Below are 23,113 nucleotides of genomic sequence, written 5' to 3'. Positions count from 1 at the left end.
AGCCCGCAGGGGCTCAGCCTGCATTTCGCGGGTTGCACTGCTTCCGGGTTGGCTTTACGTCACCATGCAACAAGGAACGTCGATACAGGGGCTGCACAGCCGATGAGCGAACAGGTTTCACTTCAGGAAGCACTGATCTACGTGATGGTGATGGTCTCCGCTGCGGATAGCAGCATGACCGACCAGGAACTGCATTCCATGGGCGAAGTCGTGAAGACACTGCCCGTCTTCGCCGGGTTCGACCAGGACCGACTGGTGCGCGTGGCCCAGGATTGCGGCGATCGGCTGCAAGCGGAAAACGGCATGGTGGACACCTTTGCGGTAATTGCCGCAAGCGTCCCGCCGAGCCATCGCGACACGGCATACGCCCTGGCCGTGGACGTTGCCGTCGCCGATCTCGCCGTGCAGCAGGAGGAACTGCGTCTTCTCCAGATGCTTCGCGACACGCTCGGCCTCGACAAGCTGACCGTCGCCGCGATCGAGCGCGGCGCGCAGGCCCGCTACCGCGCGAGCTGAGACGGCATCGGCCGGGCGCCCACCCAGGGCGCCGGGCGCCCGATATAGTATCCCTGCGCCATTGTCACACCAAGGTCGCGCAGGATCGCGAGCGTCTCCGCGTCCTCGACATACTCCGCGATCACACCGATGCCGAGCTTGCGCGCCACCGCCACGATCCCGGCGACAATCGTGCGCTGCACCTCGTCATGCGCGACCTCGCCGATGATCGCCCCGTCGACCTTCAGACTGTCGAGACAAAACTGCCTGAGATAGGCAAAGGATGACAGGCCCGATCCGAAGTCATCGAGAATGATCCGGCAGTTTCTGGTGCGCAGCGCAGCGATCAGGGCCTGGGCGGTCACCATGCTGCGAACCGCCGCGGTCTCGGTAATCTCGAATGCAAGGCGTCCGGCCGCGTCGGGCCTGGTGTCGAGCGTCTCGAGCAGGAAGGCGGTGAACTCCGGGTCGCCGATCGACAGACCGGACAGGTTGATCGTCAGACAGGTTCGCGGATCGACAGTGTGCAGGTTCTCCAGGGCCGTCGCGACGACCCATCGGTCGATCCGCGGCATCAGGCCATGGCGTTCGGCCGACGTGATCAGCGCGGCGGGCGCCAGCACCCGGCCATGGTCATCGACAATCCTCAACAGCACCTCCATATGGGGCGCGGACGCCCCATCGATCGGCAGAATCGGCATCGTATAGAGCTCGAGGCGGTCGCTCTCCAGGGCGTTGCGCACAATCTGGAGATTGCCGATGTCGAGCCGGTGCGCCACCATTTCCTCCGCGTCGGGGCGATAGACAACGGGACGTGCGCCACCAATGGATTTGGCATGCAGACAGGCCTGATCGGCCTCGTTGAGAACCTGGAAAGCGCTTTTTTCAGGCGCTGCACCAAAGGCAGGCTCGATGAGAGCTATGCCGACACTGGCGGTGATCGCATGGGGAACGTCCTGCCAGACAAAGCGCATCGATGCCAGCCCGGACGTGATGCGATGTCCCAGATCACGCGCGGCGGCGGCGTCAACTCCCGGCGCAAGCACGGCAAACTCGTCGCCTCCAAGACGGGCGCAGAGCATGTCCTGCGAGGCGAAGCTGCGCAGCAGACCCGCGATCTGCTGAAGAAGGGCATCGCCGCCGCTGTGGCCGGCGATATCATTCACCACCTTGAATCCGTCCAGATCAATCGTCAGCAATGCCGCCGTTTTCCCGCACGATTGCATGTCATCCAGAACGCGCTCCAGTTCCTCCCGCAATGCATGTCGATTGGCAAGGCCGGTAAGCGCGTCCTCCCTGGCCTGGCGACGCAGCTTTTTCGCCAGACGCGCCGCCTCGGTAATGTCGCGCAAGACGATAAGCGCCCCGGTGACACTGCCCTCGTCGTCGCGATACGGATCCATCCGGACGCGGATATGGCGCGGTTCCTGTCCCGCCACGGGCAGTTCGTGCTCGTATTCGACCGATTGTCCCGCAAAACACCGTTCAAAATGCGCTTTCGCGCGCTTGTCGAAGCGCTCCGCGCCGATATGGTCGCGCACATGCAGCCCGACGAAGTCGTCCGGCGTCTTTCCGCTGAACGCCGCATTGGCGGCATTGGTCATCTTGTAGCGAAAGTCCGTACCGATCACGGAGATCCGGTCGGTCGTCTGCCGCAGGATTTCCTCGTGCATCGACAGGCGTTCGTTGAGGTGCTGGAACTGCGTGACATCGCGCACGGCGCAGATGACGCAGACGACCTCCTCGCCGCGGTCAAAAACCGGCTGGAAAAACACCTCCAGAAATTTCCCCAGGGTCTTGTCGCGCACGCCGGGCACGCGAATGCGCAATGCCTTTCCGGCGAAGGCCTCGTCGAGATTCTTGCGGCGCAGCGAGAACACCTTCGATCCGAGAATTTCCTCCACCGTGCGCCCGATGACATCGGCGCGCGACATGCCTTCCATGTCGAGAAAGGCCCCGTCCACGTCCCAGATCCGATAGTTCCGGTCGCAGACGAACACGCCGGCACGGTTCATCTCGATGATGGTGCTGCGCACGACCTCGCGGTCCACCGCGATGGGCCACCAGGCGGCATCCTCCGCACTGGTCTCGGCACGCTCCGTCGACGGGCTGCCAGTCGTTTCCGGTTCCGGCTTTCGCAAGCTCAAGTGGCCCCAATGCTGCGCACGGACATGTCATGTGCGATCACAATAGGCACGTCGAACCGATATGACCACCGCGAACAGCAGACAACGCCGCACAGGAGCGCGTTCACCTTCCGAAGGTCTCCGACCACGCCGCCGGGCGTCCGACATGATAGCCCTGCACCAAACTCACGCCGAGGTCACGCAGCGTCTCGAGCGTCTGCTCATCTTCGACGAACTCCGCCACGACCCGAACGTCCATGGCAGCCGCAACGGCGACGATGCCGGCGACAATCGTCTGCTGAACCGGATCGTTGGCGACATCGCCGATGATGTTGCCGTCGATCTTGAGCATGTCGACATCGAACTTGCGAAGATAGCCGAAGGACGACAGGCCTGACCCGAAGTCATCGAGAACGATGCCGCAGCCGCGCCCGCGCAGCGCCTTGATCAGGTCGCGCGCGGTCTCCATCGAGCGCACTGCTGAGGTTTCGGTGATCTCGAACGCAAGCCGCCCGTGAACCTCCGGCCTTTCGTCCAGGGCGGCAACCAGAAAGTCGCGAAACTCCGGATCGCCGACGGACTGTCCCGACAGGTTGACCGTCAATTGCAGGTCCGCGGGCGCCGTCCGCAGGCGCTCCAGCACGTTGCGCACCACCCACTTGTCGACCGGGACCATCATCTGATGCCGTTCCGCAGCAGAAATGAACGCTGCCGGCACCAGCATCTGCCCGTCGGTCCCGACAATGCGCAGCAACACCTCGAAGTACTGACCGCTGACCCCGTCGATCGGCGCAATCGGCATGGCATAGAGCTCAAAACGTCCGTTCAGGAGCGCATCCTGAACCACGCGCAGGTTTCCCGTTTCCTCAAAGCGCGCCTGGATTTCCGTATCCGCCGCGTGGTAGACCGCCATCCGCGATCCACCGCGCTCCTTGGCAAGGCGACAAGCCCGGTCGGCCCAGTTGATGACGTCGTAGATGCTCGGCACCGTCGCCTCGAACATCTCCTCGTCAAGCATGGCGACGCCGACACTGGCACGCACGGAGTAGCGGGCGCCGTCCCAGTCGAAAGGGGTCGTTTCCAGTCCGCTGATGATCGTCTGGCAGGCCGCCTCCACCTTGGCCGCGGTGCAGGCCGAGAGCACGAGCGCAAACTCGTCGCCGCCCAGCCGCGCGATCATGTCCACCTTGTCGATGGTCCGCAGGAGATCGGCGACCTGTTTCAGCAAGGCATCGCCGGCACTGTGTCCGGCGATGTCGTTGACCACCTTGAACCCGTCGAGATCAACCAGAACCAGCGCGGACAGGCGCACATCGCTGTCGGCGAACGTGGCGGCGCATTGCGCCACACGCATCTCCAGTTCTTCTTCAAGGGCATAGCGGTTCGCAAGACCGGTCAACGCATCCTGGCGCGCCTGCCGCAGCAACTCAGCTTTCATCATGGTGGCACTGGTCACGTCGCGCCGGGTTACCGCGGCGGCGATCACCTCGCCCGTGCTGCTGCGGAAGGGCACGCAGTTCAGCTCGAAATAGACAATGTCACCGTTCGCAAAATCGTGCTTGAATTGATACTCCACCTGTTCGCCGGAAAAACAGCGATCGAGATGGGGCTTCGCGCGTTCGAGAAATCCCCGTTCGCCGATGACATCGACGAGACGCTTGCCGATGATTTCCTCGGCCGTATACCCCCAGGTCTTCGCAGTGGCCGGGTTCGACCAGATAAACCGGAAATCCAGCCCGACAATCGACATGGCCTCTGTTGATTGCCGGAACACCTCCTCATGCATGGAAACGCGGTTTTCCAGCTCGAAAAGCTCCGTCGTATCCTCTATCAGCACAATCAGGCCCGTGACCGTGCCGGCGGCATCGAACACCGGCTCGTGACGGATCCGCATGAGACGTTCGCGGGTCGCCCGGCGCAGCCCCCAGGTCGTCGTGACCTGCGGCTCGCCGCGCAGGGCCGCCTCGACAGCCGGACGCGCGCGTTCCCAGATCGCGTCACCCATGACGGTCCGCATGGGGCGCCCTATCACATCCGCCCTTGTAAAGTCGTCGTTTTCAAGAAACGCCCTGTTGACGTCCCGAATAATCATGTCGGTGTCGTAGTAGATCATTCGAATGGACGAGATCTGGAAAGCCGTGAGAAAGGCATCGTCCACCGGGCCTCTCAAGTCGAGGGGTACGGCACCGGCATCCTGCACGACGTTTTTTATCGATGCCACTGTCGTACTTTCCTCCGAGCAAGACGGCAAAAATCGCATCGTCCAATCTAGACAGGCAAAGTATTAAGATAGCAGAAACAAATCCCGATTCGAAAATAACAATTCGCAAAGACCGATTTTCACGACTGGAGACTTCATCTGCCCCTCTATCGGCCCCCGGGCGTTGACTGTCCACTTTTCTTTGGCGCAATCTACTGGGGAGAGCCTCGAGTAAAACAACTCCACACAACGCAATGGCCGATCCGACGAAAGATCCGCTCAGTTGATGCTGCGCACCTCACCGGGAATGTCGAGAGAAAACGGCGGGATGGCGACCTCGAAGCGCCCGCCCCTCACATCCTCCATCTCGTAGCTGCCGCTCATCATGCCGGATGGTGTGCTCAGCGGACAGCCGGAGGTGTACTCATAGCGCTCGCCCGGCGCCAAGACGGGTTGCTCCCCGACCACGCCGAGGCCGCGCACCTCTTCCTCCCGTCCGGCCCCGTCAACGATCAGCCAGTGGCGGGCGCGCAGCCGCACCGTTTCCGTACCGTGGTTGGCAATCTCGACCGTGTAGGCCCACAGATACTGCAAGGTATCCGGATCGGACTCCTCCACGAGATAGAACGGCTCGACGGTCACCTGTATGTCATGCGTCACAGCCCGGTACATGGCAGTCCTCCCGACGCAGTCCGCCCGCAACCTCGCGGCGTGGACAACTGACGAAGTCTAGCGCGGCGCTCGACGGATTCCAGTAAGAGAACAACACAAATTTTCCGCGTTCCCCAGCACCGCGTGGGTGCTGCCGCGGCGATCGCATGACGCGCTTGTGAGCGCGGAGCGCTTGAACCGGGCGCGCAGCTGGGCCATCCAGAGCACCCAGTAACCGGAGGTCCCATGTTCGACGCCCGTCTGCGCCCGCTGATCGACCCGCCCATCAACGCCGCCGGGCGGTATCTCGCCGCGCGCGGCGTCACGGCTGACGCCGTGACCGTGGCCGGCTTCGGCCTCGGGCTTCTCGCGGCACTCATCGTCGCGCTCGGCGCGCCGGTGGTGGCGTTTTTCCTGATCGCCCTCAACCGGTTGGCCGACGGTCTCGACGGCGCGGTGGCGCGTGCAAGCCACACAAGCGACCGGGGCGGCTATCTCGACATCGTGCTGGATTTCTTTTTCTACGGCGCGGTGCCCTTCGCCTTCGCCTTGCTCGACCCCGATGCGAACGCGCTTGCCGCCGCAGCGCTCCTGCTCGCGTTCTACATGAACGGCGCGAGCTTCCTCGGCTTTTCGGTGATGGCCGAAAAGCGCGGGATCACCACGGACATTCAGGGCCAGAAGTCGCTCTACTACCTTGGCGGGCTGGCCGAAGGCGCGGAGACCATCGCCGTTTTCCTGGCGATGTGCCTGTGGCCGCAAGCCTTCCCGCTGCTCGCCTGGGGGTTCGCGGCGATCTGTCTCGTCTCCGCCCTGGCGCGGGTGATCCTCGTCGCGCGGATGCTCAAGGACTGATCAGCCCCGTGCGGCCTCCAGAGCCTGCCCGAGATCCTCCGCCAAATCATCAGCGTGTTCCAGACCGACCGAAAAACGCATCAGAGCATCCGAGATTCCCAGCTCCACACGCGCCTCCTCGCTCAGGCTCTGGTGGGTCGTTGTCGCGGGATGGGTGATCAGGCTCTTGGCATCGCCAAGATTGTTCGACAGGCGGATGATCTTCAGCGCATTGGCGAAGCGGAAGGCCGCCGCCTTGCCGCCCTTCACCTCGAAAGCGATCATCGTCGATCCGGCCTTCATCTGCCGGCGAACAAGGTCGGCCTGCGGATGATCGGCACGGCCGGGATACATCAGCCGCGACACCGAGGGGTCGCTCGCAAGCCGGTCGGCAAGCGTGGCCGCCGTCTCGGTCTGGCGCGCCACGCGCAGCGGCAGCGTCTCCAGTCCCTTGAGCAGCACCCAGGCGTTAAAGGGGCTCATCGCCGGCCCGGTGTGCTTGACCAGCGGCATTACCTCGTCCTTGATCCACTCCTCGTCGGAGAGCACGACCCCGCCCAGGCACCGCCCCTGCCCGTCGATGTGCTTGGTCGCGGAATAGACCACCACATCCGCGCCAAGCGTCAGCGGCGACTGCCACATCGGGGTTGCGAAGACATTGTCGACGATCAGCCGGGCGCCCACGCCGTGCGCCATCTCGGCGACCGCCGCAATGTCGATCACCTCGAGGGTCGGATTGGTCGGGCTTTCCAGAAAACAGGCCACCGTTTCGGGTCGGATCGCGGCGCGCCAGGCATCGAGGTCGGTGCTGTCGACGAGCGTCGAGGCAACACCCATGCGCGGAAGCAGCGTTTCCACGATGTAGCGACACGAGCCGAACAGCGCCTTGGCCGCGACCACATGATCGCCCGCCCTGCAGCAGGCCATGAGCGCCAGATTGACCGCCGCCATGCCGCTGGCGGTGCCGCGCGCGGCCTCGGCGCCTTCCAGCTCGGCGATGCGTTCCTCGAACATGGCAACCGTGGGATTGGCGTAGCGCGAATAGACAAAGCCGGGATCGTCGCCCTTGAAACGGGCTTCGGCCGCCTCGGCGCTGTCATAGACGAAGCCTTGCGTCAAAAACATCGCTTCGGAGGTTTCCCCGAAGGACGAGCGGGTCGTACCACCATGGACGAGAGCGGTTTCGGGGTGCCAGCGGCGCGTATCTGAACTCATGCCTTGCCTCCAAATGCAAAAACCCCGGCCACGGGCCGGGGTCTTGCAACCCGGCCTTTTTAGCAACTTCTTTAACGTGGCTGCAAGCCGGCCGGCCCAAATCACCACGGAACGTATTGGTGATACGCCAAGGCTCGACCGGCGTCAACGCTGCGTTGACGCCGGTCGAGGCGCCCTTCGCACGGGAACCGGACGAGTTCGCCATGGCAAATCGCGCAAGCTTGCGCTAAGCACGGCAAAACCCGAAGGCTTCTTGGAAAGACACATGACCGAAACCGCGCATGGCATCCTTCCCGCACAGGCGATCGGCGCGATGTTCACGCGCGGCGAGATCTCCGCGCCGCGCCACCCCGACGCCGACCAGATCCAGCCGGCGAGCCTCGACCTGCGCCTCGGTCCGCTCGCCTACCGGGTGCGGGCAAGCTTCCTGCCCGGCGTCGGCGCCAAGGTGATGGACAAGCTCGACAAGCTGAAACTGCACGCCTTCGACCTGACGCGCGGCGCGGTGCTGGAAACCGGCTGCGTCTACATCGTGCCGCTGATGGAAGGACTGTCGCTTTCCGCCGCCGTCTCCGCCACCACGAACCCGAAGAGCTCGACCGGCCGCCTCGACGTCTTCACCCGCGTCATCACCGACGAGGGCCGAGCCTTCGACACGGTGCCGGCCGGATACCGCGGCCCGCTCTACGCCGAGATCAGCCCGCGCACCTTTCCCGTGCTGGTGCGCGAGGGCTCGCGGCTGTCGCAGATCCGGTTTCGCACCGGCGACCCTTTCGTGCAGGACGCCGACCTCAGGGCGATCCATGCCGAGCACATGCTGGTGGCCGGCGGCGACACCACCATCGGCGGCGGCGTTCATCTGACCATCGATCTGGAGGGCAAGGGCCCGGGCAGCCTGATCGGCTATCGCGGCAAGCGTCACACCGGCGTCATCGACATGGACGCCAAGGCCGCGCAGGAGCCGCTCGATTTCTGGGAACCAATCGTCCACCGCGGCGACAGCACGCTGATCCTCGATCCGAACGAGTTCTACATTCTCGTCTCGCGCGAGGCGGTGCATGTGCCGCCGCTGTTTGCCGCCGAAATGGTGCCCTTCGATCCGCTCGTCGGCGAGTTCCGGGTGCATTACGCCGGTTTCTTCGATCCGGGCTTTGGCCACTCGACGCTGGGCGGCGGCTCGCGCGCGGTGCTGGAAGTGCGCTCGCACGAGGTGCCCTTCATCGTCGAACACGGCCAGACCGTCGGCCGGCTGGTCTACGAGCACATGCTGGAGCGCCCCGAAGCGCTCTATGGCGAGGGCATCGGCTCCAACTACCAGGGTCAGGCGCTCAAGCTGTCGAAGCACTTCAGGGCGAGTGCCTAGGGTGCGAGTTCACATATGGCCAGCATTCCGGAAACAGAGCTCTACCCTCCGATAAAGGCGTTTCTCACGGCGCAAGGCTACGAGGTGAAGGCCGAAGTCGGCGCCGCCGATGTCGTCGCCTGCCGCGGCGACGAAGATCCCGTGATCGTCGAATTGAAGACAGGGTTCACGCTGGGTCTCTTCCATCAGGCGATTGCACGGCAATCGATCACCGATGCCGTCTATGTCGCGGTCCCCCGGATGGCGGGCCGAAGATTTCAAGCGGCGCTGAAGAACAATCTCAAACTCGCCCGCCGCCTCGGCCTCGGCCTGATCACGGTTCGCCTCGCCGACGCCCTTGTCGAAGTGCATCTGGATCCGGGCCCGTTCAACCCGCGCAAGTCGATGGCGCGCAAGGACCGGCTGCTCAGGGAGTTTGCCCGAAGGGTCGGCGATCCGAACACCGGCGGCTCGACACGGGTCCGGCTCGTGACGGCCTATCGGCAGGACGCGCTGCGCTGCGCCACGCATCTTGCCGCCAATGGCCCCAGCCGGGGCGCGGAGGTGGCGAAAGCGACCGGCGTTGCCAACGCGACACGGCTGATGGCCGACGATCACTATGGCTGGTTCGAACGGGTCGAGCGCGGTGTCTATGCGCTGACCCCGAAGGGAACCGCCGCCCTTCCCGCTTCTGCAAAAGGCGCGGAATAGCGCCATGCCCCTGATGACTATCACCCGCGAGAACGAGGGATTTCTGGAAGATCGCAAGTCCCGGTTTCTGGCGCATCTCGTTCCCGTCGGGATGTTCGACCGGCGGCTGGAGGAGTTGCGCAAGCAACACCGCAAGGCCAACCACATCGTCACCGCGCATCGACGGATTCTCGACGACGACCGCATCGAGGAAAGCGGCAAGGACGACGGCGAACCGGCGGGCACCTCCGGCATGCCGGTGCTGCGCGTGTTGCAAGGCGCGGAGCTGGTCGATTGCGCCGTGCTGGTCGTGCGCTATTTCGGCGGCATAAAGCTTGGCGGCGGCGGCTTGGCGAGGGCCTATTCCGGGGCGGCGCAAGCGGCCATCGCCAATGCCGAGTTGATCCCCTTCCAGCGGTTTGCCGTGAAAGAGGTCAGCGCCGATTTCGCTTCAAGCTCGGAGCTGGAACGCCAGGTCGAGCAGCTCGGCCTCAGCGTGATTGCCCGCGATTTCACGCAAGCCGGCGTGACGCTGACGCTGGAAGGCCCGGAAGAGGATCTGGCCCGGCTAGAAACCTGACGGTCCGCACGTCAGTCCTCACGCCCCGGCTTCGCGATCTCGGAGCGCAAGGCGTTGACCTCCGTTCGAAGCGCCTTGACCTCCGCCAGAAGCACCCCCGTCTCGTCGTGGATCGCCTGGCGGTCGGCTTCGGCAAGTTGGTCGTGCTCCTGCTGCATTGCCGAGACGATGACACCGATGAAGAGGTTCAAAACGGTAAAGGCCGTGCACAGGATGAAGGGCACGAACAACAGCCAGGACAGCGGATAGACCTCCATCACCGGGCGCACGATGCCCATCGACCAGCTCTCCAGCGTCATGATCTGGAACAGCGTGTAGAGCGAGCGCGAGATCGTGCCGAACCACTCCGGAAACGAGGCGCCGTAGAGCTTGGTCGTCATCACCGCGAAGACATAAAAGACCAGCGACAGCAAAAGCACGATGGAGCCCATGCCGGGAAGGGCCGCGACCAGTCCCCCGACCACCCGGCGCAGCGACGGCACCACGGAGATCAGCCGGAGCACGCGCAGGATGCGCAGCGCGCGCAGCACGGAGAGCGCGCCTGTCGCCGGCATCAGGGCAATCGCCACGACCGAGAAATCGAACAGGCTCCAGGGATCGCGGAAGAACCGGAGCCGGTGGGCGTAGATGCGCAGGGCGATCTCGACGACGAACACCGCAAGCACCGTCCGGTCGAGCGCATAGAGAAACCCGCCCGCCGCCTGCATCGCGGTTTCGCTGGTTTCCAGCCCGAGGGTGATCGCATTGATCACAATCAGCGCGATGATCGCCGCTTCCCAGCGTTTCGATTGAACGAGGCGTGTCACCCGCTCGCGCATGTTCGGCACTCCCTGAAATTGCAAATCCCCACGCCCGGAAACGGGCTGCTGGCGGCGCCGCCAAACGTGGCGATGGGAGAGGGGAAATCAAGCGCAAACTTTTTGCGCCGCCTGCTTTGCGTTGGCAGCACCGGGAAAGCGGTGCGCAGCAGTGCCGGGCGCTGTCTCGCCTCTTGACAGGCCGCCGCCGCGCCGCCGATATAGCGTGGTACAAGCGGGTGTAGCTCAATGGTAGAGCAGAAGCTTCCCAAGCTTAAGACGAGGGTTCGATTCCCTTCACCCGCTCCATTTTTTATGTGTACGACCCGGACCTAGGACCCGCGGTTTTCTAGTTCCGCGATGGCGCGCTCCGTCTTTTCAAGCCAATGCGCGATGCGCGCGCGATATAGATCGATGCCGGCCTCCTCGAAGACCTCGTTGGCGCCAAGAAGCGCCGTTCTTGCCTCGGCAAGCTTTTGAAGGTCCTTCATTTTCCAACCCAGCGACATAAGCGCATTGCCAAGATTCATCTGCGTACCTGCCCAGTCGACCGGAACGCGCGCCCGCGTAATCTCCTCAAGCGCAAGCCGACAGGCCTCGACGGCTTCCTCCAGCTCATCTGTCCTGCCGTTTCGCTCTCCTACGAACAAAAGCGAATTGCCGAGATTCATTTGCACCCTCGCCCATAGGAAAGGCACACGTGCACGAGTGTTCTCCTCAAGCGAACGCCGATACGCAGTAACGGCTTCCTCCAGATAATCCGTTCTGTTCTGTCGGTCCCCCAAGATCGTAAGCGCGTTGCCGAGATTCATCTGAATCATCGCCCACTCCAAGGGTACGCGCGCCTGCGGCGTTTCCTCCAGCGAAAGCCGATAGGCCGAAACCGCTTCCTCCAGGCGATCCGTCCCGCTCTTCCGCTGCCCCAAGATCGTGAGCGCAATGCCGAGGTTCATCTGCGTCATCGCCCAGTATTGCGGTACGCGCGCCCGCGCTCGTTCTTCAAGCGAAAGCCTAAAGGCCGTAACCGCTTCCTCGAGGCGGTCCGTCCCGCTCTCCCGCTCTCCCATAATCCGAAGCGCATTGCCGAGGTTCATCTGCACCTTCGCCCAATTAAACGGGTCTCGTGCCCGCGTTCGCTCCTCCAGCGAAAGTCGATAGGCTGTAACGGCTTCTTCCAGGCAACCTATTCCGCTCTCACGTTGTCCAAGAGCCTGAAGTGCATTGCCTAGATTCATTTGAACGCTCGCCCATTGGAGTGGGAAACGTGCCCGAGTAAACTCCTCAAGCGCAAACCGATAAGCCGAGATCGCTTCTTCCAAGCGATCGTTCGCGCTCTCCCGTTCTCCTAAAGTCAAAAGCGCGGTGCCGAGAATGTTAAGTAGAGTCCCCCTTTGATCCGGTCCGTCAGCTATCTCCCAGACTCGCTGCGCGAGAGCGACTACCACCTCGAGATCAAGATTAACCCCCTTGCTGTGACCGCTCTCGTACCAAGACTCAAACCCCGGCCGCAGCGCCTCGAAGAGCGGCGTTCCGGCCGCGTTTTCGAGCACCGTCTTGCGAACAATCCGATCCGCGACGGCCTCGGGACGGCGGCGCAGCAGGTCCTGCTCGATCCCGGCGTCGAGCAGCCGCACCATTCGCTCCTTGTGCTCCGCCTCTTCCGCCGCGAGCGCCGTGTCGATCTCGCTTGCCGCACCGTCGTAATCACCCGTCGCGGACAGAAGGGCGACGCGGCGCAACACCTCGTCGACGAACGCGCCGAGGTTCGTGCCCGCAGCGCCCTCCTGCTGCACGCCGATCGCGATCTCGACCGCATACTTCAATTCCCGAAACGCCTGCTCCGCATCCGCGACACCTTCGGAGAAAGTGCGTGCAAGCGCGATCAGCGCGTCATCGCTAATGCCACTGGCCCGCGCGGCGGCGGTCCTTTCCGGCAAGGCCGCGAGCATCGCCTCCAAGCGCCCGAGTTGATCGCCCTGAGCGTCCTGTTTCTCGCGGATCGCCCCCGTGTCGGCCTTGATGTCGCCGAGTTGCTCCAGCACGCCGCGCCAGAGGTCGGGCGCGATCCGGTCGAGATAGTCCGGATTGGCGGTCAGCAGTCCATAAGAGCGGCGCACAAGCTCATGCAGAAACTCGCGGGCAAGCTTCGCCGTCGCGTTGCGCGGGCTCTTGTCGGCGTAGAGGTCCGGGCGCGCGGCTTCGGCACGCTCCAGCATCAGATCCGCGATGGCCGTTGCTTTGAGCCGTTTGGCGACGACATCGGCGGGGCGCGGCGCGATATGGGGCACGACCTCCTCGAAGGAGGCGACCGCATTGGCAAGATCCGCCTCATCCGTGCGCGAAGACGTCGCGATCCACACCGTCCATTGCGCGCGGACAATTACCGTCGTCTCATGGATGATGCGATGCGCATCGCTGCGGCGCTGGCCCGAAAGCCGCGTCAAGAGCCCGCCGCCGGAAACGAGCGCCTCTGCCGCACCCGGCACAACGGCAACGCCGCCGGTTGCCGCGCCGGCGACCGACGTGGCGACCAGCATCGTCACGAATTTTTCAAGACATGCATCGTCCTTGAACACGCAACCTCGACCCCGACCGCACCCAGACACGTGAGTCTAGCAGTACATCGTCGCGGCACAACCCTGACGACACTGTTCTGCCCCCATCAAAACTCCAGCAGATCGAGCCCCTCGCCGAGCGTCTTGCGGGCGATGTCGACGACACTCAGGTGGTGGGTGAAGAGGATCGGCTGGACCGTTTGCGACAGGTCCGCGAGCGCCGAGATCCCCGCCGCCGTGCGCGTGTCGTCGAAGGTCTGGAACAGGTCGTCGCCGATGAAGGGGGCGGCTTCCGCGCGGGCCGAGTAATCGGCCAGAAACGCCAGGCGCAGCGCCAGATAGAGTTGGTCGCGCGAGCCTTCGCTCAAGGCATCCACGGGCACCTGCGCGCCGTCCTCACGGCAGGCCATGAGACGGGCGTGGTCGTCGTCGTCGAAGACCTGCGTCAGCGTCGCGAAGGAACCTTGCGTCAACCGCTTGAAGATCGTGCCCGCGCGCGCCATCACCGGATCGCTGGTCTGCGCGCGGTGATGCTCCATCGCGGTCGACAGCAGCCCCTCGGCGAGCTTCAGAACCATCCACTCGCGACCGAGCGTCATCATCTCGTTTTCCGCCGCAAGCTTGCGGAAGGCGGCGCGCTCGACGCCGTCGCCGCGTTCCAGAAGGGCGCGCTCTGCGGTTTTCGTCTGCAGCCGATGGTAGGCATCATTCAGGGCCTTGTCCCGATCCGCCTCCTCCCGTTTCAGAAGATCAAGATCGACCGTGGCCGCCTCGGCGTCGAAATCGGCAAGCTCCGCCTCGACATTCGCGCGGCTTTCCCCCTTGGCCAGGCGTTCGAAACGGTCATGCGCCGAAGCCAATGCGGCCGCCTCGCCGTCGCGCGCCTCCAGCCGCGTTGCAAGGTCCGCGAGATCGCCCGACCTCAGCGTCTCCGGCAGGCGGGCGAGGCTGTCCGAAAGGTGCGCCCGAGCGCTCTCCAGCCCCTCGGCGGATTGCTCAAGGCGCTCGCGCGCTGTCCGCACCCGGGTCTGCGCGCCTTCCCGGCGGGTCTGGTCGGACTGCGCGGTCTCCAACCGTCGATGAAGCGCATCGGCCGCCGCATCCGGTACATGGTCAGCGAGATCGGGCGCAACCTCGCTCACGAGCCCGTCAAGCGCTGCGTCGAACGCCGCGTTTTCGCGCTTCATCCCATGAACACGCTTGGCCTCGAGATCCCGCAGCTTCAGCTTTTCGGGCAAATCCCGCCAGAGCGCCACCGCTCCCGCCACCGCCTCAAGACCGGTTCCGGCGGGCAGGCCGATCGCTTGAAGTTCGGCATCCAGTTCCGCGCGCCACCGCGACAGCGCGTCGGCGTTTTCCTCTGCTTTCCGGTCCAGATTCGACAGACGCCGCTTTGCATCCTGACGAAGCGCGAGCCGCGTACGCCCCTCGCTCCAGGCCTTGGAGCGCGCGCCAAGCGCCTCCTCCACCAGCCGGACGCGCGCCGAAAGAGGCAGCGCATAACCCGCCTCAACCCCGAGCTCGGCCGCGATCTGCGAAAGCGATCCGGCAACAGCGTCTTCACGCGCTTCGAGAGATGAAATCCTGTCGGCGACCTTCTCCGCCTCTTCGGCGAGAGACAGCGCAGCGTCCACATTCTGCCGCCAGGCGATCATCTCGCCGGGTGCACGCGGCTCCACGTGTGCCGGCTCGAACAGGGTGCGAAAGGCGCGTTGCGCGTCCGCGAGAACGAGGGCGAGCCGCTCTTGCTCGGACGTCGCCGCATCCTGCTCTGCCTGAAGACCCGCCCGGTTCCGGCTCATGTCCGCATGTCGGGAGACGCGTTCGGCTTCGCTCGCGGCACGATCCGCCAGCCGGTCGGCTTCCCGCACCAGGCTGGCGTGGGCTTCCAGCGCAGCCGCGTTGCCGCCGCCGGCGCCGGCGGCCAGATCCTCCAGCAGGCGGGAGAGCGCGGCGTCGCGGCGTTCGCGCGCATCGGCAATTGCCATCGGCGTCGGCATGTCGCCCGCGCGTTCCGTTTCGACGATCTCCGCATCGAGCCGCATGATCTCATCCATGCGCTCGCGCATCCCGGCATCGTGCCGGCGCACCATTTCCTGAAGTTCCGAAAGCCGCGTGCGATGCTCGCTGAGCGTCTCCACCGATGGCAGGGCCACGCCCGCGAGCGCATGGATATCCCCAACCGGGGGACTCAGCCGCGATGCCGCCTCCACGGCCCGGCGCCGTTCGCCGCGATGCCGCTCGCGAAGATCACCCAGCGTCTCAAGCGCCTTGATGTCGGGGCCAAGGGCTGCAAATCGCGCGGCAATCGGCGCCGGATCGCCGATATCCGCTCCATCCGCCCCGTCCGGCAATTTCGACAGTTCCTGCCGGAGCTCGGCGATATCCTGAGCCAGTTGATCACGGCGAGAGAGCAACAACCGCCCGTGTTCAACCCCCTCCTCTATCGTCGCCAGCACGGCATCGCTCGGCTGGCGGGCGGCAAGAGCCTCGCTGTCGGTGGGCAAGGCACCAAGACCCAGCCGGCGCAAGAGCGCCGCAAGTTCATGGGTCTGCTCGTCGACATCCGCCTGAACGCGCGGAATGTCCTTGTGCCGCTCCCTGTAGGCGCCCGTCTGGGAAAACAGCCGTGTGACCGTCTCCGCCTTCGCAAGCAAGGCCGCATCGGGCGAGATCCGGTCCCTTTCCCGCTCCACTGTGTCGAGCTCCTGCATCGCCGCCCGATGCGCTGCCTCGGCGCGGTTCGCCGATGCCAGTTCCTCGTGCAGCGCACGGCCGATGCCGGTTGGGACCGCCTCAAGATCCGCGAAGGCGAAAAGCGCACGCTCATGCGCGCGCGTCTCGGCAAGCAGTTCGTCGAACTGCTCAAGCTGCTGGAGGCGGCCCTGACGCTTGCGGATCGCGGTCAGCGCGGCGCGGACCTCGTCAACCGCCGCCTGACTGTCGGCAATCGCCGTGTTGAGCGCCTTCCAGTCCTTTTCGCGCAGCCGATGCTCTTTTTCCTCCGCCCAGGCTTCGTCGTAGCGGGCACGGGCCTGATAAAACAGGCGTTCGCGGGCCGCGCGCGGGGTAAAAATCGCGTCCGCCTCGGCGCTGAGCGCAGCACGCGCCTCCCGCAATCCGCCAAGGCCGGAGGCGGCGGCGAGCAGCAGGCCGTCCTCCCCGCCCTCACCGGCGAGCATCGCCTCGGCGCCCTTTCTGAGCGTTTCGGAGTTCAGCCCGAAACTGCGTTCGAAGACATCGCGCGACAATCCGCCCAGAAAGGGTGTCAGCGCGTCGTCTCGCAAGGGTGTTTCGCCATCGCTATCGCTCAGCAGCGTGTTCTTGCGCCCGCGCCTGCGGCGAAAGTCGATGGTCTCTCCGGCCCGGTTGCGCAGGGTCGCGGCGACCCGCAGGCTCGGGCCGGAATGCAGGAAGTCGTAGCGGTTCACATACTCGCCATCCGCTGTCTTGCGCTTTCCTGAAAAGCCGAAAAGAAGATCCGATACGGCGGCGAGCGCGGAACTCTTGCCCGCCTCGTTCGGCCCGTAGACCAGGTGCAGCCTCGCATCGGGGCGAAACCGGAACGTGACGTCTGTCAGATTGCCGTAGCGCAGGAAATGGAGCCGCTCGAAGCGCATCAGCGTCCGCGCCCCGAAATGCGCTCGGCAAGCACGGCCTTCGCCTCCAGGATCAAAGCGTCCAGATCCTCGCCGAAGGGGCGGTCCTCGTCGAGCGTATGGTTGGGAATTTTCCGGCCGAGGTCGGCGAGACCGGCTTTCGCCGCCGTTCGCAGCTCGGGATCGGCTGCCGCATCCTCCAGCAGGGCGCCAAGGTCGAGCGAACTGTCGGCAAGCGGCGACGGCGCCTCCTCGGGCATTGCGGCGATGTCGAGCACGAGTTTTTCCAGCCAGAGGTCCTGTTCCACCCGGTCGAAGGCCGCCTGCACCTCGTCGCCCAGCATCGTGCGATTGGCAAAGAACCACGCCCGCATTGCGGAGTGGCCGTAAAGCCGCAGACGCACCGCGACCGGGCGACGCCCCGCCACTTGCGCAAGCGGAGCGAGTTGGTTCTCGATCGCGCTCAGCAAGTCGGACAGGTCACCGCAATCGCCGATGTCGAGGTCGAGCCGCTCGAACCGCGCCTCGTCGACGATCAACCGTTCAAGGCCGGAGACCCTGCCGTCCTCGACCGTGACACGCACGGCGCCCTTTTCGCCGGTCTCGCGGATGTTGCGCCCTTGCAGATTACCCGGATAGATCACCGGCGGGTCGCGACTGACCTCCTCGTACTGATGGACATGGCCAAGCGCCCAATAGTCGTAGCCCTTGGCGGTCAGGTCCTCCAGCGAACAGGGCGCGTAATCGGCATGCGGCGGGCGCCCGGTCAACGAGGTGTGGAGGACACCGATGTTGAAGTTTCCCGCCACGGGCGGCGGATAGGCGCGGGCAAGATTGTCGGGCACGTGCCGATCGGCGAAACTCTGGCCGTGCAAGACGACGCCGAGCGCCTCCAGAACATGGCTTTCCGGCTTGCGGGTGGAAAAGGTCCGCACATTCGCAGGCAGGGAAATGCTCCTGGTGACAACGCTTTCCGCATCGTGATTGCCGCGCAACACGAACACCGGAATGCCGGCGCGGTCGAGGCGCGCGATTTCGCGGTTGAAGAACAGCCCGACGGAATTGTCCTGCCACTCGCCATCGTAGATGTCACCGGCGATCACCAGAAAATCCGCGCCGCATTCCAGCGTCCGGGTCACAAGAGCCGTAAAGGCATTGCGCGTGGCATCAGCGAAGCGGTCTGCCACCGCCGGATCCTTCAGGCTCAGGCCCCGGAACGGGCTGCCAAGGTGCAGGTCTGCCGCATGAACAAAGGAAAAGGACGCCAACAATCATGTCCGTTGCAAGGGGTCTGACGAAAGCCGCCGGAGAATCGCACGCCGGCGGTTCGTGTCAGGTTAGATCAAGCTGGCGCATGGTGAAATGCCGCTTTCCGCAGGGCGCGGTCACGCGCGCCGACGCGTGCGGCGCGCCACATTGGGAAGGCGTTTCGGACGGCGTGCGAGCCCGTGTTCCGTCTTCGACCAGGAATGCGGACGCCGGACAAGGTCCACGACGGCGGCATAAAACGCAACGCTTTGCATAAGCCAGTAGAGCGGGATCACAATCAGGTCGAGGACCGGCGGCCAGTGCCCCCGCGTCCTGGCGCCCGCGAAGGCAAGCACGGTCATGCTGCCATAGGCGAGACCGACGCTTGTGCCGGCGAGCGACAGCGTGGCGTTTGCTTGCCAGCTGGTGTTCAGCGGGATCGGCGATATCCCGGATCCATATGCCATGAGGACGAGCAAAAAGACCGGATGCGCGGCAAGCGTGACCACCATGCCGACAAGATAGATCAACAACAACGCAACCCTGGTCTTGCGCATCTGCCCGGCAAGAACCACAGGGTCGCGCAGGTTTACGAGCAGGGTCTGCAACCATCCCTTCAGCCAGCGGGTGCGCTGCGCATGCCAGGCGCGCCAATCGAGCGGAGCTTCTTCGAAGGTCGTCGATGCCAGGGTTTGCATGCCATATCCGGCGCGGCTCAGGCGCATCGACAGGTCCGCGTCTTCCGTCACATTGAAGGGATCCCAGCCGCCCACCGCCTCAAGCGCTCCACGGCGAAAATGGTTCGACGTCCCACCCAGCGGAAACGGCCAGCCCCTCGACGAGAGCCAGGGCAGCAGGCAATCGAACAACCCGGCGTATTCGAGGCGAAACTGGCGCGCGAAGACACGATGACTCGCGTGATCGACGGCGAGATGTGCCTGAAGTGCCGCGACGCGATCCGGCAGTTCCGCAAATCGGGCAGAGGCGAGACGCAACTGGTCCGGCTCGGGCCTGTCTTCGCCGTCATAGACCGCGATCAGTTCGCCCCGTGCAACGGCAAGACCATGGCACAGCGCGCGGGGCTTGGTGCGCGGTTCGCCCGGCGGAACGATGACGATCCGCATATGCGTGGACAGCAGCGGAGCAAGCGCGCTTCGGGTCTCATGATCGTCGGCCTCGAGGAGAAACAGGATTTCCAGGCGACCCCGCGGATACTCCAGCGCGCCGAGCGCGGCCGCCAGCACCGGAGCCACGCGCACTTCCCGGTAAAGCGGCACGAGGACACTGTAGACGGGCAGCGGCCCCGACGGCCCTGGTCGGGCCGGAAACCGGCTCCGGCAACCGCTCGCACCAGCCATCAACCGGACAACACCCGGCATCATTCCAAGGATCGTGACAACGACCGAAAGCCCGACCGCCGCCTGCCCGGGTGTCAGAACCAGCCCCCCGCGAAGGCCCCGGACACGGCGATGGCAACGCCGATCTGCGCGCCGGTAAGCGTGCGGCACGCGCTTGCATCCGGACGTTCAAGGGTCAGGCGCTTGCCTGGATCGGCGGCGGCGATCGCGCGCGCCAGCGCACGCGGACTGGCGATGCGAACCCGCTGACGCATGGCGGGAAACCGTCGCAGGTAGTCTTGAAACGTGGTCAGGGTCTCCGGGGCGGGAGCGACCGCAAACAGCATTTCGCCGTTTTGCGCGCGACCAATGGGCAACGGTCCGTTCATTTCGGGTGGTGGCGGAAAGCGCAAGTCGTGATGGGACATGAAGCTGCCCTCGGACAAGAATCCGAGACCGGTCGCCTCGGCAAACGCGCAATAATACGCGTCTTCCGCAACAAGGCCGCGCTGCAGGAGCAACCGCGCCGGCGAAATCGACGACGCCTGCCCTTCCCGCAGGATCGCACGGAGCAAACCGTCGCCCAGTCCCCGGCTCCGCAACACCGAGATATCAGCACCAAAGGTCCATACAGGCCGGCGCGATGGCGCCTGCATCGTTGCAGGGCGGACCGCGCCATGGGTGGACGGAACCTCACGCGCATAGGATAGTGACGCAGGAGCGTTCACCCCGTTGTGTTCCTGCCGCGCGTTATGTCTCGTGTGGTCACGGCCATGGAGAGCCGGCGTATCCATGGGGCGCACTGAGGGATCGAACATGCCTTGCGCTTCGCAATTCGATTGACTGAACCAGGTATCGCGGGCTTCGCCGAGGTACCTGTGCGAAAATGACGAGCGTCCGTCGGCGGACTGCAAAATAAAGACGGTAAATAATGTCAGTTGCATTTGACAGCAAGCACAACCATATTGCAAGCGTCGCATTGGCGATTTGCTGTGCATCGATTGCGCTTCTGACAGGTTCGGCCCCGGCGGCCGCGCAATCGGAGCCCTCGCAAGACGCGCCGCCAGAGGTCACCGTTCCCAATTTCTGGGACCCTCGGGGCGTTGGCGACCGCCCGACCGCTCCCCCCGATACGATCCGTTTTCTGGCCAGCGACGACTTTCCCCCGTTTTCGTTCCGCGACGGAACGGGGAGACTGACCGGCTTCAACATCGATCTTGCGCGCGCGCTCTGCGAGGAACTCGACAGTGCCTGTTCCTTGCGCATCAAGTCCTTCGATGCGCTCGTGCCGGCGCTTGTGCGCGAGGAGGGCGATGCCATCATCGCCGGGCTCGCAAGCACCGAGGCGAATACCAAAACGCTCCTGTTCTCGGATCCCTATTTGCGTCTGCCGGCACGCTTTGCAGTCTTGAAAGGAAGCGGGATCGAAGACGTGACCCCCGAGGCCATGGCGGGCAAGCGCATCTCCGTGACCGAAGGTACCGTCCATGATGCGTTCCTCGAACGCTATTTCAACGATGCGAAGATCTTGACCTATGCAAGCGAAACCGAGGCACGCGCCGCCCTTGGCACGGAGGAGGCCGATGCGCATTTCGGCGACGGCCTTTCACTGTCGTTCTGGCTCAACGGCGAAACCTCCGCAGACTGCTGCATGTTTGTCGGCGGGCCGTGGCTGGAGCCAGGCTATTTCGATCACAGCCTGACCATCGCTTTCCGGATCGAGGACACGTTCCGGCAGGAAGCCATCAACCACGCACTCTATCGGCTGCAGCAGAACGGCACCTACTCCGAACTCTATCTACGCTACTTCCCCGTCAGTTTTTACTGAGGCCGGACGGGTGTTCCCGGGACCGGTCCGGGCATCGGTGCGGCGGAACGGAAGAGCCAGACTCCAGAGATAACCGGCCGGTTCCGGTGTCTGGTATTCGGCAAGCCCGATGGTCATGCCCGCATGACCTTTGCGCGGCTGGTCGACATAGGTGCGAAACAGCCGATCCCAGACCGACAGGTTGAAGCCATAGTTGGAATCCGTTTCCTGGCGGATGATCGAATGATGCACCCTGTGCATGTCGGGCGTCACGATCAGCATCCGCAAGACCCTGTCGAGCCAGACCGGCAGTTTCACATTTGCGTGGTTGAACATCGCGGCGCCGTTCAGCACCACTTCGAACACCAGAACCGCAACGGCAGGAATGCCGAAGGCGACCACGACGGCGGCCTTCCAGGCCATGGAGATCAGAATCTCGAGCGGATGAAAGCGCAGCGCCGTGGTCACGTCGATGTCGCGATCCGCATGATGCATCTTGTGAATGCGCCACAGCAGCGGGATCTTGTGGGACGCCCAATGCTCTGCCCAGACGGCGAAATCCAGAAGCACGAAACCCAGGGTCGCCGCAAGCCAGAACGGAACGCCAAGCCAGGCGAAAAGACCGATCCCCTCCTCCCCGGCCCACAAGGCGATACCGACCGCCGCCATCGGAAACACGACGCGCAGCACCGCAGTGTCTGTCGCGACAATCGCGAGATTGGTCACCCAACGCCACCCGCGCCCCAGCGTCAGCTCCCTGCGCGGGAGCGCCAGCTCGAACACCGCCATACCCGTGAAAATTCCAAAAAACAGCAAGAGCCTGATCGTCGCTTCGCTCACGGTTAAACCTCATCGGCAGACTTCGCGCGACGGACGGGGCCGGCGAAATGCCGGCCTCGCCCGTTCTCGCTTGAACCATACTCTCCCGCGTGAGATAGGCGAGCAACGTTCACGTCAAGTTTTCGCGACCAAAGGCCACACATGACCGACCTGCTCTGGACCCTTCCCGACGTCGATGCGCCGGACGCGCCGACGCTGCTGCTGGCGCATGGTGCGGGGGCTGCAATGGATTCCGGCTTCATGAACCGGTTTGCCGGACACGCCGCGAAAAACGGGCTGGCCGTCGCACGCTTCGAGTTCACATATATGGCCCGCCGCCGGGTCGACGGTCGCAAACGGCCGCCCCCGCGCGCCGACAAGCTCATCGGCGAGTTCCAGACCGCTCTCCAGTCGGTTCTGGAACAGCGCAAGGGGCCGGTGCTGGTCGGCGGCAAGTCGATGGGCGGGCGCGTCGCCGCGATGCTGTCGAGCGCCGCATCGCTGCCCAAGCGCGTCACGGGCGTCGTCTGCCTGGGGTATCCCTTTCATCCCCAGGGGAAACCCGACGACTGGCGCCTTCAGCCGCTGGAAGAGGCCGGACGCCCTGTCCTGATTGCGCAAGGGGATCGCGACGGCTTCGGCAACACGGCCGATCTTGAAACCCTGACCCTGCCTGAAAGCGTCAAGCTGATGTGGCTGGAAGACGGCAACCACGATCTCGCGCCGCGTGGCGCCTCCCCGGCAACCTGGGACGGCAATCTCGCGGCTGCAGCCAGAGCGACCGCGGAGTTCGCAAGCGTGGCCGACGGCTGACCGGC

The 23,113-nt window shown here is 64.4% G+C and carries 18 protein-coding genes, 1 tRNA gene and 1 riboswitch; of the genes, 8 read left to right on the top strand and 11 right to left on the bottom strand.

Features of this window, described 5'->3' with window-relative positions:
* Window positions 1-102 precede the first annotated feature (102 nt).
* Window positions 103-516, top strand: a complete 414-nt coding sequence (locus tag BLU32_RS02735; protein WP_244501781.1) for a tellurite resistance TerB family protein — start codon at window positions 103-105, stop codon at window positions 514-516.
* Here the strand turns inward: BLU32_RS02735 and BLU32_RS02730 are convergent.
* From BLU32_RS02730 to apaG, 3 genes are all read right to left on the bottom strand, one after another.
* Window positions 501-2,642: an EAL domain-containing protein gene (locus BLU32_RS02730; protein WP_093804880.1), complete on the bottom strand. Its 2,142-nt coding sequence runs from the start codon at window positions 2,640-2,642 to the stop codon at window positions 501-503. The two genes, BLU32_RS02735 and BLU32_RS02730, sit on opposite strands and share 16 nt — an antisense overlap.
* 103 nt (window positions 2,643-2,745) lie before the next feature.
* Window positions 2,746-4,842 (bottom strand): EAL domain-containing protein, encoded by a 2,097-nt coding sequence (locus tag BLU32_RS02725; protein ID WP_172838525.1) that lies wholly within the window; start codon window positions 4,840-4,842, stop codon window positions 2,746-2,748.
* Window positions 4,843-5,100: 258 nt separating this feature from the next.
* On the bottom strand, window positions 5,101-5,493 hold the full coding sequence (gene apaG / locus BLU32_RS02720; protein WP_093804878.1) for a Co2+/Mg2+ efflux protein ApaG: 393 nt from the start codon (window positions 5,491-5,493) through the stop codon (window positions 5,101-5,103).
* A 225-nt stretch (window positions 5,494-5,718) separates the two neighbouring features.
* Here apaG and BLU32_RS02715 point away from each other — a divergent pair, with 225 nt between their 5' ends.
* The gene (locus BLU32_RS02715; RefSeq protein ID WP_093804877.1) at window positions 5,719-6,327 is read left to right on the top strand and encodes a CDP-alcohol phosphatidyltransferase family protein; all 609 of its coding nucleotides are present in this window, start codon (window positions 5,719-5,721) and stop codon (window positions 6,325-6,327) included.
* Here the strand turns inward: BLU32_RS02715 and BLU32_RS02710 are convergent, their stop codons facing one another.
* A complete protein-coding gene (locus BLU32_RS02710) occupies window positions 6,328-7,521 on the bottom strand; it encodes an O-succinylhomoserine sulfhydrylase (RefSeq protein ID WP_093804876.1) in 1,194 nt (397 codons plus the stop codon).
* 38 nt (window positions 7,522-7,559) lie between these two features.
* A riboswitch (SAM riboswitch) is annotated at window positions 7,560-7,639 on the bottom strand.
* Window positions 7,640-7,786: 147 nt separating this feature from the next.
* Here BLU32_RS02710 and BLU32_RS02705 point away from each other — a divergent pair.
* The 3 genes from BLU32_RS02705 to BLU32_RS02695 are packed head-to-tail and all read left to right on the top strand — an operon-like array spanning window position 7,787 to window position 10,133.
* The gene (locus BLU32_RS02705; protein WP_093804875.1) at window positions 7,787-8,884 is read left to right on the top strand and encodes a 2'-deoxycytidine 5'-triphosphate deaminase; all 1,098 of its coding nucleotides are present in this window, start codon (window positions 7,787-7,789) and stop codon (window positions 8,882-8,884) included.
* Window positions 8,885-8,899: 15 nt separating this feature from the next.
* The gene (locus tag BLU32_RS02700; RefSeq protein WP_172838524.1) at window positions 8,900-9,574 is read left to right on the top strand and encodes a DUF2161 domain-containing phosphodiesterase; all 675 of its coding nucleotides are present in this window, start codon (window positions 8,900-8,902) and stop codon (window positions 9,572-9,574) included.
* A gap of 4 nt (window positions 9,575-9,578) precedes the next feature.
* Complete coding sequence (locus tag BLU32_RS02695; RefSeq protein WP_093804874.1) at window positions 9,579-10,133, top strand: YigZ family protein; 555 nt, start codon at window positions 9,579-9,581, stop codon at window positions 10,131-10,133.
* An 11-nt stretch (window positions 10,134-10,144) separates the two neighbouring features.
* On the opposite strand, the gene BLU32_RS02690 is transcribed toward BLU32_RS02695, so the two are convergent.
* Window positions 10,145-10,951 (bottom strand): ion transporter, encoded by an 807-nt coding sequence (locus BLU32_RS02690; protein WP_093804873.1) that lies wholly within the window; start codon window positions 10,949-10,951, stop codon window positions 10,145-10,147.
* A gap of 214 nt (window positions 10,952-11,165) precedes the next feature.
* Here BLU32_RS02690 and BLU32_RS02685 point away from each other — a divergent pair.
* A tRNA-Gly gene (locus BLU32_RS02685) sits at window positions 11,166-11,239 on the top strand.
* Window positions 11,240-11,262: 23 nt separating this feature from the next.
* Here the strand turns inward: BLU32_RS02685 and BLU32_RS02680 are convergent.
* The 5 genes from BLU32_RS02680 to BLU32_RS21570 form a co-directional block, all read right to left on the bottom strand.
* Entirely contained in the window at window positions 11,263-13,506 is a 2,244-nt protein-coding gene (locus tag BLU32_RS02680) for a tetratricopeptide repeat protein (RefSeq protein WP_093804872.1), read from the bottom strand.
* Window positions 13,507-13,592: 86 nt separating this feature from the next.
* On the bottom strand, window positions 13,593-17,105 hold the full coding sequence (locus BLU32_RS02675; RefSeq protein ID WP_093804871.1) for a YhaN family protein: 3,513 nt from the start codon (window positions 17,103-17,105) through the stop codon (window positions 13,593-13,595).
* On the bottom strand, window positions 17,105-18,352 hold the full coding sequence (locus BLU32_RS02670; RefSeq protein ID WP_093804870.1) for a DNA repair exonuclease: 1,248 nt from the start codon (window positions 18,350-18,352) through the stop codon (window positions 17,105-17,107). Before BLU32_RS02670 ends, BLU32_RS02675 begins: the two co-directional genes overlap by 1 nt.
* Before the next feature lie 117 nt (window positions 18,353-18,469).
* Window positions 18,470-19,690: a glycosyltransferase family 2 protein gene (locus BLU32_RS02665; RefSeq protein ID WP_157727465.1), complete on the bottom strand. Its 1,221-nt coding sequence runs from the start codon at window positions 19,688-19,690 to the stop codon at window positions 18,470-18,472.
* Between the two features lie 74 nt (window positions 19,691-19,764).
* Entirely contained in the window at window positions 19,765-20,613 is an 849-nt protein-coding gene (locus tag BLU32_RS21570) for a hypothetical protein (protein ID WP_157727464.1), read from the bottom strand.
* Here BLU32_RS21570 and BLU32_RS02655 point away from each other — a divergent pair.
* Window positions 20,601-21,497, top strand: a complete 897-nt coding sequence (locus BLU32_RS02655) for a transporter substrate-binding domain-containing protein (protein ID WP_093804867.1) — start codon at window positions 20,601-20,603, stop codon at window positions 21,495-21,497. The genes BLU32_RS21570 and BLU32_RS02655 overlap by 13 nt on opposite strands.
* On the opposite strand, the gene BLU32_RS02650 is transcribed toward BLU32_RS02655, so the two are convergent.
* Complete coding sequence (locus BLU32_RS02650; RefSeq protein ID WP_093810487.1) at window positions 21,468-22,265, bottom strand: sterol desaturase family protein; 798 nt, start codon at window positions 22,263-22,265, stop codon at window positions 21,468-21,470. The two genes, BLU32_RS02655 and BLU32_RS02650, sit on opposite strands and share 30 nt — an antisense overlap.
* 192 nt (window positions 22,266-22,457) lie before the next feature.
* On the opposite strand from BLU32_RS02650, the gene BLU32_RS02645 reads away from it, so the two are divergent.
* Window positions 22,458-23,108, top strand: a complete 651-nt coding sequence (locus BLU32_RS02645) for an alpha/beta family hydrolase (RefSeq protein WP_093804866.1) — start codon at window positions 22,458-22,460, stop codon at window positions 23,106-23,108.
* The last annotated feature ends 5 nt before the right edge of the window (window positions 23,109-23,113 follow it).

It is taken from the genome of Stappia sp. ES.058 (genome assembly GCF_900105595.1).
In the GTDB taxonomy this organism is placed as follows: Bacteria; Pseudomonadota; Alphaproteobacteria; order Rhizobiales; family Stappiaceae; genus Stappia.
Note: the sequence above shows the minus strand (reverse complement) of the source record. Positions and strands in the feature narration are given on the sequence as shown.